The organism is Achromobacter sp. EG18 (assembly GCF_059759395.1).
In genome coordinates this window covers 1786503-1803376 of the sequence record NZ_CM186213.1, presented here as the reverse complement: position 1 = coordinate 1803376, position 16874 = coordinate 1786503, and the positions used below count along the sequence as shown (strand labels likewise).

General features: G+C 63.0%; 3 protein-coding genes and 1 pseudogene. 3 read left to right on the top strand and 1 reads right to left on the bottom strand.

Annotated elements, in window-relative coordinates; translation table 11 throughout:
* Nucleotides 1–2: 2 nt before the first annotated feature.
* Entirely contained in the window at nt 3–482 is a 480-nt protein-coding gene (locus AC6CR5_RS08285; RefSeq protein WP_498085486.1) for a hypothetical protein, read from the top strand.
* Nucleotides 483–1279: 797 nt separating this feature from the next.
* On the opposite strand, the pseudogene AC6CR5_RS08280 reads toward AC6CR5_RS08285, so the two are convergent.
* Nucleotides 1280–1829, bottom strand: a pseudogene (locus AC6CR5_RS08280) (integrase core domain-containing protein); the annotation flags it as partial.
* A gap of 359 nt (nt 1830–2188) precedes the next feature.
* Here AC6CR5_RS08280 and AC6CR5_RS08275 point away from each other — a divergent pair.
* Together AC6CR5_RS08275 and AC6CR5_RS08270 are read left to right on the top strand one after the other, a co-directional pair.
* The gene (locus AC6CR5_RS08275; RefSeq protein WP_498085485.1) at nt 2189–2977 is read left to right on the top strand and encodes a sigma-70 family RNA polymerase sigma factor; all 789 of its coding nucleotides are present in this window, start codon (nt 2189–2191) and stop codon (nt 2975–2977) included.
* A gap of 226 nt (nt 2978–3203) precedes the next feature.
* Nucleotides 3204–16862: a LysM peptidoglycan-binding domain-containing protein gene (locus tag AC6CR5_RS08270; protein ID WP_498085484.1), complete on the top strand. Its 13659-nt coding sequence runs from the start codon at nt 3204–3206 to the stop codon at nt 16860–16862.
* The last annotated feature ends 12 nt before the right edge of the window (nt 16863–16874 follow it).

Sequence of the window (16874 nt, the reverse complement as noted above, 5' to 3'; positions counted from 1 at the left end):
TCATGTATTTCCCATCAGATCCAAATAAGAATCCTGCTTTATGGGAGGCTCTTAGAGATGGCCTGCTTACGTCAAATATTTCATATGTTCTGGAGAATGGAAAAGATCAATCTGCGGGCTTGCCAAGAAAGGCAACGAGTGCTGAAGCGGATCTTTTAATTAATCGGATGCGAAGGCTTGGCTATGTAAGGGTAGGGGTAAGTCGACTAATAGCCACACCCCCGCATTTTGGTGTGTTGCTAAGCTCTGATGGGAAGGTCGCAAACCTAATGGAATATCTCGCTCTCGACAGTGCGAAGGATAGGCCGGATCGCGATATTTCATTGCTTGCGGATTTGATGTTTTATGAGTTGCCCAATTTGCGTAAATTGATTGTCCCGCTTAGATTGGAATTCATTGAGATTCCAGGGGTCGGGGTTGATATTGATAGCCTGCATGGTGTTGCGGAGTTTTCTCGTGCTCCGATTCCCCAAGTTAAGTAGAGGGGGCTCGATAAGGGGGGGCGGGGCTTCGTGAATTAATGTGTGAAATACTGAGTTTATTTACGAGTTTTGGCGAAGGTGTGAACATAATTCAGGGGTTGCCAGGATCTCAGGAGGATTTAACGTGTCATGGCGGGAAGCGAATTTTCCCCTGCTATTGAAGCCTATTTCCTGCTGAGGATTTTCTGAATGGCCTTCGGCGTCATGTCCATGATCCTGGTGATTTCTTCGAAAGAAATATCTTTACTAAAAAGTGCGGCGGCCGTGGCCAGTTCCAACTTTTCCCGGCGTCCTTTTTCCGTTATGCGATTGTGGGACGCAGACGCTGAGCGGTTGATGCGTTGGCGAATCGCGTCTAGGGCACTCTTAGTCCTGTATGCGGGGAGATTTTAGAAACCGTTCCCGAAGAGTGGAAGTCAGGGATGCCCTTGCACGGTCTTCGGTGTCCGGCTAATTTTGAGCACTATATGCTTGTTATCGAAGATGAAAATGCTATGAGAGAAATGTGCAGGTGGATGGCTGCGCGCGCCAAAAAATCTTAGGGACTATATTTGAGCGGATTTAGCGTGTCAGACTACATTAAATGTGAAAGAAAGGAAGAGGCCCCGGTTGCATACTGCTACCGGGGCTTTCGTTTTTTAGAAGGTGGTGGTATTTAATTAAACGTAGTCAGATACTGACGTTTCTCCGCGAATTCATCGCAATCCTCCTGTGGGTTCAGCGAGTTTCACCGGTCTTTGCAAAAGGACTGTACTGAGCTGGTATTAACCTGACACCGGCCCCAAGCCGGTGCTTTCTCAAGTCGCCTCGGCGAATACATCCTGCGGTTCGGGCTGCTGTGTCTTGCTGGCATCTAAATTCTGCGCCGGAGTTCTGCCTTCCATCATCCGGCCTTGATGCGGCCGCTCATGGTTGTAGTGGTGCAGATGGGTATCGAAGTCTCTCTGCATCTGCTCAATCGATTCATACCAGGTCGTACGACCCGCAATTCAGAAGTGCACGTCCCGCAAGGTGTGCGGTGCAGCCGTTCGACAAAGCCGTTGCTTTGCGGTCGCCTGACACGGGGCGTGCGATGCTTGATGCCTTCCAGTCGCAGGAACAATTCGAACGGAAGCTGATCGGGCCTGCCGCAATACTCCCTGCCATTGTCCGAGAGCAGGGTTTCGATGCGCAGGCCCAGCTGCTCGACGCTCGTGGACCGCCGCCAGAGGCAGTTTATTGTTATACAACCGGCCAAAGGCAAATTGGTTATAGCAGTCCAGGACGGCTTGCAGATACCTTGTCTACGCCCTTGAGCGTGCCGACGAAGAAGGTGTCGATGAGCTCCAGCTTGCCTGGGGGATGCAGGTATTGACACAGCAGAATCCGGCTTCGGGTCATATGACCACGCCCCAACGCGGCCAACTGTCTGGTGAATACCATCTCAATACAGTTCTTCCATCCGGTGATACGACCGGTTCCCTGAGCACGCGCGCGGCTGGTCATCTCCTGAGTATTCGTCCGCTTTTCGTTCGCTAGAACTTCCATCAGGCAGGGCACGGATATACGTTATTGCAACTAATTCGCAATAACGATTCCTCCCGGCGGGCTCTGTCGGCGCGGAGACGTGCCGCCATGGAGGTTCCGATGTCGAGCGTGGTAATTCCCAGTGTGAGCATGATCTCGTCGGTGGCGTCAGTGTATTCGGCCGTGACTTGGCGGTCGCCATGCCGATCATGAGCGTGGATGTCCGCGAAGGGAACGACTCGTCGCCTGCCGAAGAGGATCGGCTTTGGGTCGCCTTCCGCGCCAAGCCGACGCCAGCGTTGCGCGAACACCTGATCGCGCGTTACCTGCCTTACGCTCGATCGATCGCGGCTCGCATGTATTCGCGTCGCGGCGGACAAGGTTTCGAATTCGATGACTACCTGCAGTATGCCTCGGTGGGGTTGCTGGAATGCATCGACAGGTTTCAGCCGGGGTTGGGGGCCGCCTTCAAGACATATGCCACGACTCGCGTGGCGGGATCGATTCTCAACGGCCTTGAGAAGATGACCGAACGCCAGCAGCAGCTGGCTATCCAGCGGCAGGTGATCGCACTCGAAGATCGCATGTCTGGCTGGTTGGAGGGAGATACCGGCGATGATGGCCTCGAATCCACCAGGGCGCTGTTTCGCCGCTTGGCCGTGGCTGGGGTGGGCGTTGCGTTGAGTGTGTTGCTGGAAGGGTCAGGCTTGATCGAATGGCAGGCCGCCGAGGCCGTGGGCTATCTGGGCGCCTATCAGCAGGTCGCGCTCAGGCAACTACGTGAGCGCATGATCGCGCTGATGACGCGCTTGCCTGAGCGCGAGCGGCATATTATCCGCGCCCACTACCTCCAGGAGATGCCGTTCCGGGATATCGCGGCGGAGATGGCGCTCAGTAAAGGCCGGGTATCTCAACTGCACAAAGCTGCGTTGGAGCTGCTGCGCCAGGAACTGATCCGCGCCAAGTTTTTGCAGGCCGACTTCCTATGACATGCAACGGTATTGCAGCGCGTCGGGCGCGGCACGCGGTTGTCTGCGAAAGGACGATGGAGAGAATTAAACGCCCCATGCGCTTGCCGGAGAACTTGAGTACGAGCCGCGCTAGCCAAAGGCAAGCTCGCAATGACGCAAGGACTGCCAAGAAATGGTCGCAATCGTAAGTGGATATAGCCTGGGCCTGAATCTGACCTCGTTGGGAACAATCGGGGAACGTGGCGTGCTCGGCAACGCCAATCTCGGACGCAGTTCCGAGCAGGTCTATGTCAACGTGGCGACCGGCAATCTGGTATTCCGCAATATCGACGACCAGTTGGCCGGAGTTGGGTCGATGTTTGGATCGACCCGGGTCTACAACAGTCTGGCCGGTGGCGCGCACGCGCAGGCGTGGTCGATCGGCGCGGCGCTCAAAAAGGTGCGTCTTGAGGGACCGTTGAATACGGCCGGTAGCGCGATTTATCGCACGGATGAGGACGGTTCCGAAGAAAGTTATCACTACGACGCGTCAAAGGGACTGTATGTCAATCTTGGGGCGCCCTCAACGCGAAGCTCCCTGGCAATGGAAGTATCGACCGGCCAGTACCTCTGGAGGGATGGAAAGAGCGGCCAGACCGAACGCTATGAAGGCAGTGGTGCAGGTCGTATCCTGACGTCCACCGATATCAGCGGCAACACCCGTAGCTTCGCCTATGGTGCCAACGGCAAATTGATCAGCGTGACTGACGCCGGGGGCGGCATAACGTTCTATGACTACGCCGGTGAAAATCTTGCTCAGATTCGCACCGCAACGCGAGAAGACGGGGTGGAAATCATCCAGACCCGGGTGCGGTACAGCTACGATGCATTGGGACGGTTGTCGGCAGTGGTGGTCGACCTGTCGCCGCAAGACAATTCGATTGCGGATGGCAAAGTCTTCCAGACCTTCTACACCTACGACGGCAGCAGCGATCGAATCGCCACTGTCTCGCAAAGCGACGGCACGCAGCTGTCATTCCAATACACCCAGGTCGGTGGAAGCTATCGCGTTTCCCATTTCACCGATGCGTTGGGTCGCCTGACGCGGTATGGCTACGACCCGAGTCGAAACAGCGCGTATGTCGTCGATCCAGAGAACGTACATACCTATGTCGATTACGACGACAGAGGCGCCATCACATCCGTGCGGACCCCAGGGCAAGGCAGCGCGCCGGATCGCACCACCAAGTACACCTACGACGCCAGCGGAAAACTGGCAACGATCGTGGAGCCCGGCGAGCGGGTGCTGTACCTGGACTACGACGCCAATGGCAACCCGGGGGGATGGATCGATTCCAATGGCATGGGAATGTCGCGAACGTTTGACAGCGCCAATCGGGTTCTGACCGAGACCGTGTACACGCAATCCCAGACTTTCTCCGCATCATTAGGTGGGCCGCTGGTCACGCGCAACACCTACGATGCGGCGGGGCACCTGCGTTTCCAGCTCAGCCCGGCAGGCAATGTCACGGAATATCGCTACAACGCCCGGGGAGAGCGCGTCTCGACCTTGACCTATGCTGGCGACGTGCATCCGCTGACCGGCTTCGGTGCAACCAACGCGCCTTCAGAGGCGCAGATGGTCGCCTGGGCTGCGGCCGCCAATCTTAAGCGCGTCGGCCGCGTGGACGCGGTCTACGATTACCGGGGCATGCTGCAGCAGACCGTTGCCTACGCGGAAGTCAATAATGTGGGCGAGGGTGTGCTGGATGGCAAGCAGGTCCTGACGCGCTACGTGTATGACCAGGCCGGCCGCCTCCTGCACACATTGTCGCCCACGGGAGGCTCGACGACGTACTCCTATGATGGACTGGGGCGGGTGCTGTCCGTGCAGGATGCCCAGGGCAACGTCAGCCTGACCCAGTATGACGACACAGGCAACCGCGTGGTACTGACACAGGCCAACGGGCTCAAGTCCGTTTCCACCTACGACAAGGCCGGCCAGCGTGTCAGTCTGGTGATGCAGGACGCCGCGGGCAACAACCTAGGTGAAACCAGGTATGCCTACGACAAGAACGATCGTCTGATCATGACCGCCGACCCTGGCGGCGGCCGCACCTTCATGTTGTACGACACGCAGGGCCGCAAGGTGGGCGACGTGGATGCAGGCGGTGCGCTCAAGCAATATGTCTACAACGGCGCAGGTCAGGTCTGGCGCACGATTACCTACATGAATACGGTGGATCCGGACTCTCTGGCGGACGCGCAGGGCAATCCGCTGAACCCGTCCATCGATCAGCTGCTGCCCGATAGTGGCGGTTCGACCACGGTATGGAACCTGTATGACGGGGCCGGCCGCTTGGCCAAGACCATCGACGAGACCAACGCGCTCACCGAATACCGCTATGACGGTGTCGGCCGCCTGGTGAGCGAGACCAAGTACGCGCAGCGCATGGCTGCGTGGAACGTGGTGGAACCCAGCCGTCCGGAACATGCCGTGGTCACCGCGAGCGCTGGTGATGCCACCACCTATCGCTTTTACACCGAAGACGGCAAGCTGTGTGGCACCGTCGATCCCGAAGGCGCGGTGGTCGAATACATCTACGACGGCTCGGGCCGGCATGTACGCCAGATCGCTTATGCGACGCGCAGTACGGCGGCGGTTACTGCGGCCACGAGCTTCGAGAAAATCCGGCCGGCAACCGCCGACGCGGACATCGACGAATACAACATCTATAACAATCTAGGCCGCCTGGTGGGTACGATCGATGCCGAAGGCTATCTTACCGAGCGTGTCTACGACGCCAGCGGTAATCTGACGACCCGTATCCGCTACGCCACCTCGTTGAACGGGGCCAACAACGCCGTGCCTATGGCGTTTGCCTTCACCCCGGATCTGGCCAGAATGCGGCCGGCGTCCTCGCCGCAAGACCAAGTATGGACGTACGCCTATACGCGACTGAACCAGGTGTCGTCCGAGCGTGGCGCCGACGGTACGCGGACGCTGTACGTTTACGACGAAATGGGTCGGCTGACGTCCACCGTCAAGGCGGTTGGCACGGTGGCCTCGCGCGGTGTGCTGTCGCGCTACGACATGCTGGGCCGCCTGGTCGGCGAAATCTCGGGGGAGGGCGCGGCCAAGTTGAACGGCAATCAGACTCAGGCGGAAATCGATGCCATCTGGAAGACCCATGGCGTCACCTACACCTATGACGCCGCCGGACGCCGCGCGTCCATGATGGATGGGGCTGGTCAACGCACGCTGTACTACTTTGACGCCAACGGCCGCGTGACGCACACCATCAACGCGCTGGGCCATGTACAGGAAAATGTCTACAACAACATCGGCCAGTTGGTGGAAACCATCCGCTACGGCACGCCGGTCTCGCTGCGGGGCCTGAACGGCGGCCTGGTCAACGACACGTTGCGCCGGGCGATCGCGGCCGCGCGCGACGCCGAGGCGGATATTCATGCCACCTATGCCTATACGCAGGATGGCCGGCTGGCCAGGGAAACGGACGGCGCCGGCGGGGTCATCGAGCACCGCTACGATGCGTTTGGCAACGAGGTTCAGCGCCTGACTCGGATCGCTGGCGCGATCAGCCGTGCGGATCGCATGGCGCATGACCGGCTGGGCCGGTTGACGCAATCCACTGACGATGCGTTGGGATATGCGCGCAAGGATACCCGCGAATACGACGCGTTCGGGCGGATCATCACGGTGCGCGATGGCGTCGGCCATGTCGTGAGTCATCGATACGACCGCTTGGGGCGCGAGGTCCTGACCTATGACAACGTGGGTGCCAAGTCGACCTCCTACGACGGGTTCGGCAACGTGTTGTGGCGCATCGACGAACTCGGTCGGCGTACCCGCTATGCCTACGACGCGCAACAGCGCAGCGTCACCGTCACTATGCCCGATGGCGTGGCGGTGACCACGATCCACAACGCCTTCGGCCAGGCCGTGGAGGTGCGTGATGGTAACGGCGATGTTACTCGCCACGCCTACAACGCCGACGGCAGCCTGATTCGCACCGAGATGGGTGGCATAGTCACCACCCAGGCCTATGACCGCCTGAACCGCCTGGCTGAAACCGTGGATGGCCGTGGCGTCAAGACGGTCTACACCTATGACGCTCTGGGCCAGCGGCTGAGCCGCACGATGGATCCGGGTGGGCTGAACCTGTCGACGCAGTACCGCTACGACGCGCAGGGGCGGCAGTACCAGACTACTGACCCCGGGGGCTGCCAGACGGTTGTGACGTTCGATAAGGCCGGCCGTGTGCTGTCGTCCACCGTGGACGCGGCGGGTCTGAATCTGACCACGCGCTACACCTATGACGAGGCGGGCCAGCGCCTGACGGTGACGGCGCCGAGCGGGGTGGTCACGGTCTACACCTATGACAGTCTGGGGCGCCGCGACAGCGAGACAATCGATCCCAACGGCCTGGCGCTGACGACCCGCTATACCTATGACCTCAACGATAATCTGATCGCCAGGGTCGAGCCGGACGGCGGCCGTACCCAGTATGCAGTCGATAGCCGCGGGCGCCCGGTACTCAAAGTCGACCTGGCAGGTGGCGCGGTGGAAACCCGCTATGACGCGGCCGATCAGGTCTCGGCGGTGATCACCTATGCCGAGCCGTTGAGCCAAACCTTTGGCGGCGGGCCGTACAACGAGGCGCAGTTGCGCGCCATGCTCGCGCCGCAGGCGGCTGACTCGGCCGAATACCGCTACTACGACGGCAACGGCCGGCTCGCGATGACGGTTGGCGGCACTGGCAACGTTGCCGCCATGCGCTATGACGGCAACGGCAATCTGGTCGAACGCATCGTCTATGCCAACCGGTTGCCCGCCGCCAGCATCGGCGCCACGCAACGGCCCGCCGCGCCGCCGGCAAGCCCTGTCTATGATCAGCATCAACGCATGGTCTACGACGCGTTGAATCGGGCCGTTTTGCAGGTCGACGGCCTGGGGAGCGTGGTGCGCCAGCGCTTCGATGCCGATGGCAATGTGCTGGAGCGCGTGGCTTATGCGGGCTGCATTCCGTTGAATACGGCCATGACAGAGGCGGCGGTCGAAGCGGCGCTGGCGGCGGTGGCCGACCCCATGCGCGACCGGCGTGAGGTCAATCTCTATGACCCTGCCGGCCGCTTGACTTACACGATGGATGGCGTTGGGGCGGTGACGCGCAACTTCTACGACGCGGCCGGCAATCGGGTGCGTCAGATCCAGTACGCCGCGCCGCTAGCCCTGGGGGCCGATCCACGCAGCGTGCGCGGCGGCGCGAAAGATCGCACCAGCGACTGGGTCTACGATGGGCTGGGTCGCCTCATCGCCAGCGTCGATCCCACCGGCGCGGTGACGCGCCAGGTGCTGGATGCCACCGGCAACGTCGTGCAGGTGATCCGTCATGCCGGGCGGATCGAGGCCGATGTGCCGCGCACCGCCGCGGCCATCCTGGCGTCGGTGCGGCCCAGCGCACTGGACCGCGCCACCACATCGGTATTCGATGCGGCCGGCCGGGCGGTGCTGGTGATCGATGCCGAACGGGGAGTGGTGCGCAACACCTATGACGCAGTCGGAAACCTGCTCGAAGCGTACCGCTTCTCGACGCCTTTGGGTGGCGCCGACCTGGCGGGCGCGGACCCCGCGAGCCTGACGCTGGCGGCCTTGGCCGCACGGCTGCCCGCCGTCGATGGCCAAGGACGCGGCACCCGCAGCGTGTATGGCGCCAACGGCCTGCCGGTCTACAAGATCGACGCGGCCGGCTTCGTAACACAGTTCAGCTACGACACGCGCGGCAACGTGACCCGTGTGCGGCGGTACGCTCACGAAGTCACCCTGGCGGGGGCTGCGCCAAGTGTGTCGCAGGTGCAAGCCGCGCTTCTCATCGACAATGCGCGCGACCGCGTCGACAGATTCGCCCATGACCCGCAAGGCCGCCTGCTGCGCGTGACGGATTCCCTCGGCAAGTTGGAGTCCTATGCCTATGACGGCGTAGGCAACAAGATCAGTTTCACCAACAAGGCCGGCAACCAGTGGACGTACGAGTACGACGCGGCTGGCCGGCTGTTGGTGGAACGATCGCCGCAGACCTCCATCGTAGAGACTCGCTGGTCGGGCAGCGGTGACCTGATCGTGGGTCCTGCCAAGAACATTTCGATGGTCACGCGCAACGTCTACGACGGTCTGGGAAACCTGGTGTCGCGCACCGAGGCCGATGGCCAGCCGCAGGCCAAAACGACCCGCTACGTCCATGACGCCGCGGGTCGTCAGATCCGCACCGTGTTCGCGCCGGTCAATGTATATGACTCTGCCGCCGACGACGTTCTCGCCAACGGCGCTTCGGGAGCGGCAGCGCGCAAGGAAAGCGCGCCGGTCTCGCTGGCCTCCGACGTCCTGTACGATGCCTTCGGTAATGCGGTCGCGGGCCGCGATGTGGCCGGAGCGGTCAGCTACAAGGTCTACGACAAGACCGGCGCGTTGAAATACGAGGTGGATGCCGAAGGCTACGTCACCGAGTACGAGCGTAACGCGCAGGGGGATGTGACGCTGCGCCTGCGTCATGCCAACAAGACCGCGCTGACCAGCCATGGCTACGTGGGCATCAGCGCCGAGGCGGTGGCCGCCGCCATCAACGCGGCGGGCCTGGATCACGGGGGCGATCGTGGTGTGGCGACGCGCTACGACCGTCTGGGCCGCGTGATCGAGACCAGCCAGTCGCAGATCTACGCGTACGATTCGTCGGCGGCTGCCGATGCGCAGTATTTCACCAGCAACAAGCTTGTCCGTACCGAATACGACGCGTTCGGCCAGGTGACGGCGGTGCGCGAGCTGGTGAACCCGGTGTCGCGGGTCTGGGCGACGACGAGGCAGTACTACGACCGTGTCGGCAACATGACCGGCCGCGTCGACGCGCTTGGCTACGTCACCGCCATGTCTTACGACGGCCTGGGCAACAAGACCTCGGTGCGCGAGTACGCCACTCCAACAACGGCGTGGAACGCGCAGGGCTATCGCCTGCCGCCGGCGCACGTCGACGACCGGCTAACGACCTATGCGTTCGACGCGCTCGGGCGCAAGGTTGCCGAAACCCGCGTCAACGTTGAATACAGTAAGCAATCCAACGGCGCGATCCAGCGCGGCGACCTGAAGACCACCTTCGGCCATGACGCGCTGGGCAACCAGACCTTCGTGGAAGACGTCAATGGCGCGCGCACCTACAGCTACTACGATGCGTTGGGTCGCCTCACGGCCACGGCCGAGCCGTCGCGCGCGGACGCCTCGGGCAAGACCCATGCGCCGCTGACCACGTTCCACCGCGACGCGCTCGGCAACGTGGTGCTGATCCTGCAACACGCCAACGGCACCGCCTCGGCGCTGGAGTCGGGCTACATCGCCGACGCCGCCAGCAGCCAGGACCGCTACAACTACGCGGGCTATGACAGCCGTGGCAACAAGGTCCAGACGATCGATGCCAATGGCGTGCGCACTAGCTACTCCTACAACGCCGCCGGCCAGCTCGCCAAGCAGTGGCGTGGCGTCACAGGTAACGACGGCGGCGTCAAGACCTGGTTCCAGGCCTTCGAGTACGACAAGCTGGGGCGCCAGACGCGGGTGATCGACCCGGCCTCCACCGCCGTGGCGGGCAACGGCATCAAGACGCGCTGGTCATCGTCGGCCAGGGAATTCCGCTGGCGCGAAAAATACGTCATGACCGGCGAAAACGCCATCGACCTGAACTGGTCATCGCTGATCGATGCCGGCGGCGGCCTGGTCCGCGTGCAGGCGCACTACAGCACCGTGAGCACGCGCTACATGGAGTACCTCGGAGGCGACGACGATGATGATGACGATGACTACGCCGATGGCGTGGGCATCGCCTTCGGCATGGCCAGCGTGGCCACCAGCCGCACGGTGGATGTCAGCGCGGCCTCGGCCGCCTCGGGGGTTTCGATCCGCTGGCGCGATGATCAGGCGGCGCAAGGCGGTATCGCGTCGTTGGACTACATCCGCGTCTGGCAGCAGGACGCCGCAGGCAATTGGGTCAGCCGATGGGAAGGCAGCAACGCCCAGGCCGATGGCCCGGGTGTTTTCGAGGTCTCGCAGCAACAGGCGGGCTGGACCGACAGCGTCACCGAATACAACGCTTTTGGCGAGGTGGTGCGCCGAGGTGTCAACGGTGCAACCCAGGAGTCGTACCAGTACGACAACGCGGGCAATGTGGTGCGCAGCCACGGCGCCGACGGCCTGGACCGGATCGCCCTGTACAACCTGCAAGGCAAGGCCACCGCTAGCATGATGAGCGGCGGCGCGGGCGGTGGCGATGTCGATGTGGCGGCGATCGGTTCGCTGCCGCAGGCGGCCGCCATGCGCAATCTGCGGCGCGAAGACACAGTCCATGACCTGCTGGGCAACGCGGTGCGGACCCTGGCGCCCGAACGCTCGGCGCTCGAAGGCGGGGTCAGCGTGAATCGCGGCTATACCTGGGCGCGGGTAGAGGCCTCGGCGGACCTGGAATACGGCTATGGTCCAGGGGACGACGACGATGACGATATCGGCTGGTACGGCGCGAACCGCGTGCAACTGGGCTGGAGCGACCTGGCCTGCCTGGGCGATGGCGACGTGCTCGTTGTCATGGATTATCTGACCGCGGGCGGAACGGCGACCAGCATCACCCGGCATTATGAGTCCGGCATCGCGGCTTCGGGCGTGACCGTTAGCTGGGACGACAGCGGCGGTGATGACGGCGGCATCAGCCGCGTGACGGGCCTGCGCGTGTACAAGAAAGACACGTACGGCAACTGGAAGCGCATCATCGATCAGCAAGGCCGGTTCGGCCAGAGCGGCAACTTCGTCGATATCGCCGCGCCCGCCGATCCGGGAGTGCGGATCAGGCTGGAACTGCGCCAGGCTGGCGGCGACTGGCGCGAAGCCGGGCTGGTCGATTACGGCAAGTCGCTGCGCCATGACGCGGCCAGCCTGTCCATCGGCCGCTATGAATATCGGGTGTCGCGGATCGGGCGTGACGGCATCGTCACGCCCCAAGGTAGCGGTACTTTGACGCTCGATGCGCCCGACCTGGCGACGATCGGCGGCTCGATGGGGTTCGGATCGGCCGGCAATGACGTTTTTAGTTGGGCGTCCTTTGGCGCGGGGGTGGAGGCGCAGTTCCGCTACCGGCCTGCGGAAGATGGGGATTGGACTTCGTTGGCGGTCGCGGCGCGCGGGTCGGGGCAGGATGGGGTGGATTGCAGCGCGTTGGGCGCCGGCGCCTACGAGTACGAGCTGTTGCTGATCGATCGGGCCTCGGGCGCAGCGTATGCGCACGCCACCGGCGTCATCGACAAGACCGGCGCCATCGCCCCGCGCTGGGAGCCGCCGGTGGGCATTGCGCCAATCACGCAGAACCTGCTGCTGGACCCGGCGAATACGGGAGTGCGCTGGACGACAGGCGATCCGGGCGATTTTGGCGGCAGCGCGGTCTTGCAATACCGCCTGCAAGGCACAGAGGCATGGACCCGCGTGGCGCTGGAAAAGCGTTTCCTGGGCGGGTTCATGCATTTCGGATTCGGCGGCGGCATGCCGTTCGCCATGACCTACTGGGTCAACCTGGGCGCGCTGGCGGTGGGCAATTACGACTTCGACTTGCTCTACACGCCGGCCGGCGCGTCCGAGCCGTCCAAGCACCGCATCGGCGTCATTATCCAAGGGGCGGCAACGCCGGGGCACTACGAGACGCGGACCTATACGGTTAGAGTGCGCGACCCCGGCAGCCGCGCCGTCCGCCGCCATCGAGGCCGATACCACACGGAAACGCGCTCCGAGCAGGTCTGGGTGGCGCCCGTCACGCCGCGTCCCGGCATGACGCAGAGCGCCGCGCCGTACATCGCTGGCTACACGCGGCCGGGGCGGCCGGCCAGCTACGCGCTGTCCAGTACCACCGCCGCCCACCCCAAGGCGATCAGCGCCGCGGCGGCGGGCCAGTTGGGCGTGGCTGCCTCATGGACGCCCGCTGGCGTCAACGGCGGCGCGCAATCGAGCCGTCCGAGCGTCGAACGCACCTACGACCGCTGGGGCAACGTGCGGTCGGTCACCGACCCGCGCTCGCTCTACTGGATCACACGCTACACCTACAACGCCGCCAACCAGGTCACCTCCGAAATCCGGCCGTCCGCCGATGGCGCGGCTGGCGCGGGTCCGGCCACGTACCTGTACTACGACGCCCTGGGCAACAACGTCGCCAGCCGCGATGCCAACGGCAACGTCAACGGTCTTCAGTACGACGCCGGCGGCAATTGCATCGCCGAACTGCATGCCGATGGCGGCGTATGCCGCTACGGCTACAACGCCTTTGGTGAAAAAACCGCCTGGACCGATGCGCGGGGCCACACCACCACGTACACCTACGACAACGTGGGCCGCCTGATCCAGACGGCTCATGCCGCCGTGACGGCCTATGTCATGCGCGACGGCGCCACCCTGACCGCCACGGCCGCCAAGACCCTCACCGAGAGCATCCGCTACGACGAACTGGGCAACATGCTTAGCACCACCAACGGCGCCGGAGAGACTATCCATTACCGCTACGACCTGCGCGGCAACCTGGTTGGCGTGCGCAAGCCGGGCGTGGCGGCGGAGCTGCGCAGCGCCTACGACGCGCATGGCCGCAAGGTCTTCGAGGTCGACGGCAACGGCAACGCGGCCTCTTGGGCCTACGACGGCTCCGGCCTGCTGGTCAGCCATGTGGACATCGGTGGGGCCAAGTATTCCTACCGCTACGACCATGCCCGCCAACTTCTGGAACAGAGCAACACCCGTGGCCAGCACTTGATCTACACCCATGATGCGGCCGGGCAGCTTACCAGTATCCACGACGCCGCCATGGGCAAGTTCACCGATTATGCCTACGACCACGCCGGCAACCGGGTGCGCGAGCGCATGGAGCAGGGCGGCGCGGTCTACCAGAACAACCGCATCGCCTATGACGCGCTGGGCCGGCTGCGGGAGGTCTCGGACGGCTACTTCCGTCAAAACATCGACTACGACGCCAACGGCAACCGCACGCGCATAGAAACGCAATACACCGACGCGTCGGAAACCTGGCGTAGCCATATTGATTGGTACGGCTACGACGCGATGAACCGGCAGACCACGGCCGAGGCGGTCAATGCCAACCTGGAGATCAACGCGGCCCAGGGCCACAAGCTGACCTATGACGCCAACGGCAACCGGCTGAGCGACACCCATTGGGACAAGCAAATCCAGTCCGACGGCAGCAGGGCGGCGGGTTACACCACCGAGACCTACGCCTACGACGCGCTCAACCGCTTGAGCACGATGCGCCGCGACGGGCATCTGCTGGATGCGCGCTACTACGACGCGGCCGACCGGTTGGTGCTCAGCGGCATCGACGGCTCGCTGGGCAAGGCGTTCTTCGACCGTTCGGGGTTGGCGGGCGAGCAGCAGCGCAGCACCTACGACGCAGCGGGCCGCCTTGCCAGCGCGCAGACATTGAAGATGACCGCGCGCGGCTTGAGCAGCAGCCATGCCACGACCTACTTGGGCCACGACGGGGCGGGCAACGTCACGCAGTACCGGGTTGACGTGTACGAGGGCAGGCCCTACAGCAACACCTACACCTACGATTACGCGCGCTACGAAGGCTATCGGGAAGCCAGCCTGTCGGGAACCAGCACGACGCTGAACGCGGGCCAGACCACGTACCAGTACGACGTCAACGGCGATCTGGTTGGCGTAACCGATTCCAAGGACCGGGCCAAGAACCAGACGCTGGTCAATGACGCCCATGGCAAGCTCCTGCGGCGCGAGCAGAACGGCAAGGTCTCGCGCTCGCTGGTGGTCGATGGCGAGGTCCTGGGCACGGCAGGGCCGACGGTTGGTGAGGATGACTTCTCGGCGGGCTTCAGGCCGATCAGCAACGACAACCCATCGGCCAGCCCCGGCGCATACCGCGTCCGGGCCGGCGACACTTTGCAGGGCATTGCACAGCACGCCTACGGCGACAGCCGCCTGTGGTACCTGATCGCCGAAGCCAACGGCCTGGCGAGCGACCGCGAACTGCGGGTCGGCGTCACGCTGACGATCCCGAACCGGGTGGCGGGCAGCCACAACAATTACCAGACCTTCAAACCCTACGATCCAGGCAAGCTGCTGGGCGACACACAGCCGACGATGCCCGCGCCGCAAGCGTACGGCGGTGGCGGTCACCATGGCGGCTGCGGCGGGGTCGGGAAGATTCTGGTTGCGGTGGTGGCGGTCGTGGCGGTGGTGTATACGGCTGGGGCGCTGGCGCCTGCCGTGGCGGGTGCAGGGGCTGCTGCGGGAGCGGGAGCGGGCGCAGGAGCAGCGGCCGGGGCGGGGGCGGCGGCAGGCTTTGGCGCGACGATGGCGACGGGCGCGGCCGTGCTGACCGGCACGGCGACTGGCATCACCGGCATGGCGGCCGTGGGCATCGGTCTGGCCGCCGGGGCAGTGGGCAGCGCGGTTAGCCAGGGCGTGGGCATGGCCATCGGCGCGCAATCGAAATTCAGTTGGAGCGGGGTGGCGCTGAGCGCGCTCGGCGCGGGCGTCAGCGCGGGCGTCGGCACCGTCGCCAATGGCGGCAGTCTGTTTGCCGTCAACCAGGCCGCGCCCTCAGCCACCACGTTGACCACCATGCAGATCGCGCAGCGGGCGATGGTCAGCTCGACGCTCAGCCAGGGGATCGCGGTGGCGGCGGGGTTGCAGTCGCGGTTCAGTTGGACGAGCGTCGCGGCGGCGGGTATCGGGGCGGGAGTGGGCGCGGAGGTGGGAGCCGAATGGTTCCCCCATGCCCAGGACTTCGGCGACAGGCTGGCGCGAGGTTTTGTGTCGGGCGCGGTGGGAGGGATTGCCGCGTCGGTGTTGACGGGCGGCAAAGCAGATACCGTGCGGATCGCCACGGATGCGTTTGGGAATGCGCTGGGTAATTCGATTGTGGAGCAGGCGCAGTTGGCGGCCCAACGCGGGTGGGAAAAGAATGGCGTGCGGTTGCGCGGGCTGCGCGTGCAAGAAAGCGATCTTCCCGCATGGGGGCATCAAGACGCTTTGCGGCGACCAATGCCGACCGCCGGCGACGGGATCTATGAAGCGCTCGTGGCGGAATTCGGGCGTGCGCAAAGAGAGGGGGCGCTGTCGCTTGAAGGCGGCGCGATGGTAGCTGGCCCGGCCATGCTGTCGGGAAGGCCATTAAACCGGGAAGACTCTGGATCTTCTTCCGTTATGCCGTTGCGTGGCTTGGCGGATTCAGCGCGGAATCGAGAGCTTGAAAATACTCTGTTTTGCGAAATTCCTCCGGCGGTTGGTTCTGAGAAATGGCTGAAAACGGCAACATCGGCGGAGCTATACGCCAATGGGTATCAAACCATGGAGCAATATGATCCTGCCAGAGATCTTCGCAGTGCCCAAGCGCAGATGAAATTCGCAAACGACTTGGGATTTGCCATTGCGGGTCCACAAGTAGCAGCAGTCGCGGGGATAGGTATTTATGCGGCGGGGAGTGGGTTTATTGCTTCCCAACTGGCGAAAACGCCAGCGGCTACGCTGGGGTATAGGCAGCTTCTTAAGGGCATGGGATCTGGCAGTGTGGCCTCGACTGCCGCCTATTTAGTTCTAAAACAGGAGGATGCCACGCCTGCGGGAATAGCGGTCGCATTCGCGGGCGGCGCCATAGGAGGCGGACTCGTCAAGCAAGAATTAAATTATTTCGCTCAATTGCCTAATACGGCAATTCCGTTGACCGGGTCCAACTTCATGACCCAATTTACAGGAGCGGCGTATGGGTTCGGAACAGTCAATTGGGCCAATACGTTTGGCATTACCAGTGCCGGTCAGTCTTGGTGGACGCGGCCGATATATTCTCCCGTAAAGGGGGGGTAAATGACCTATGAG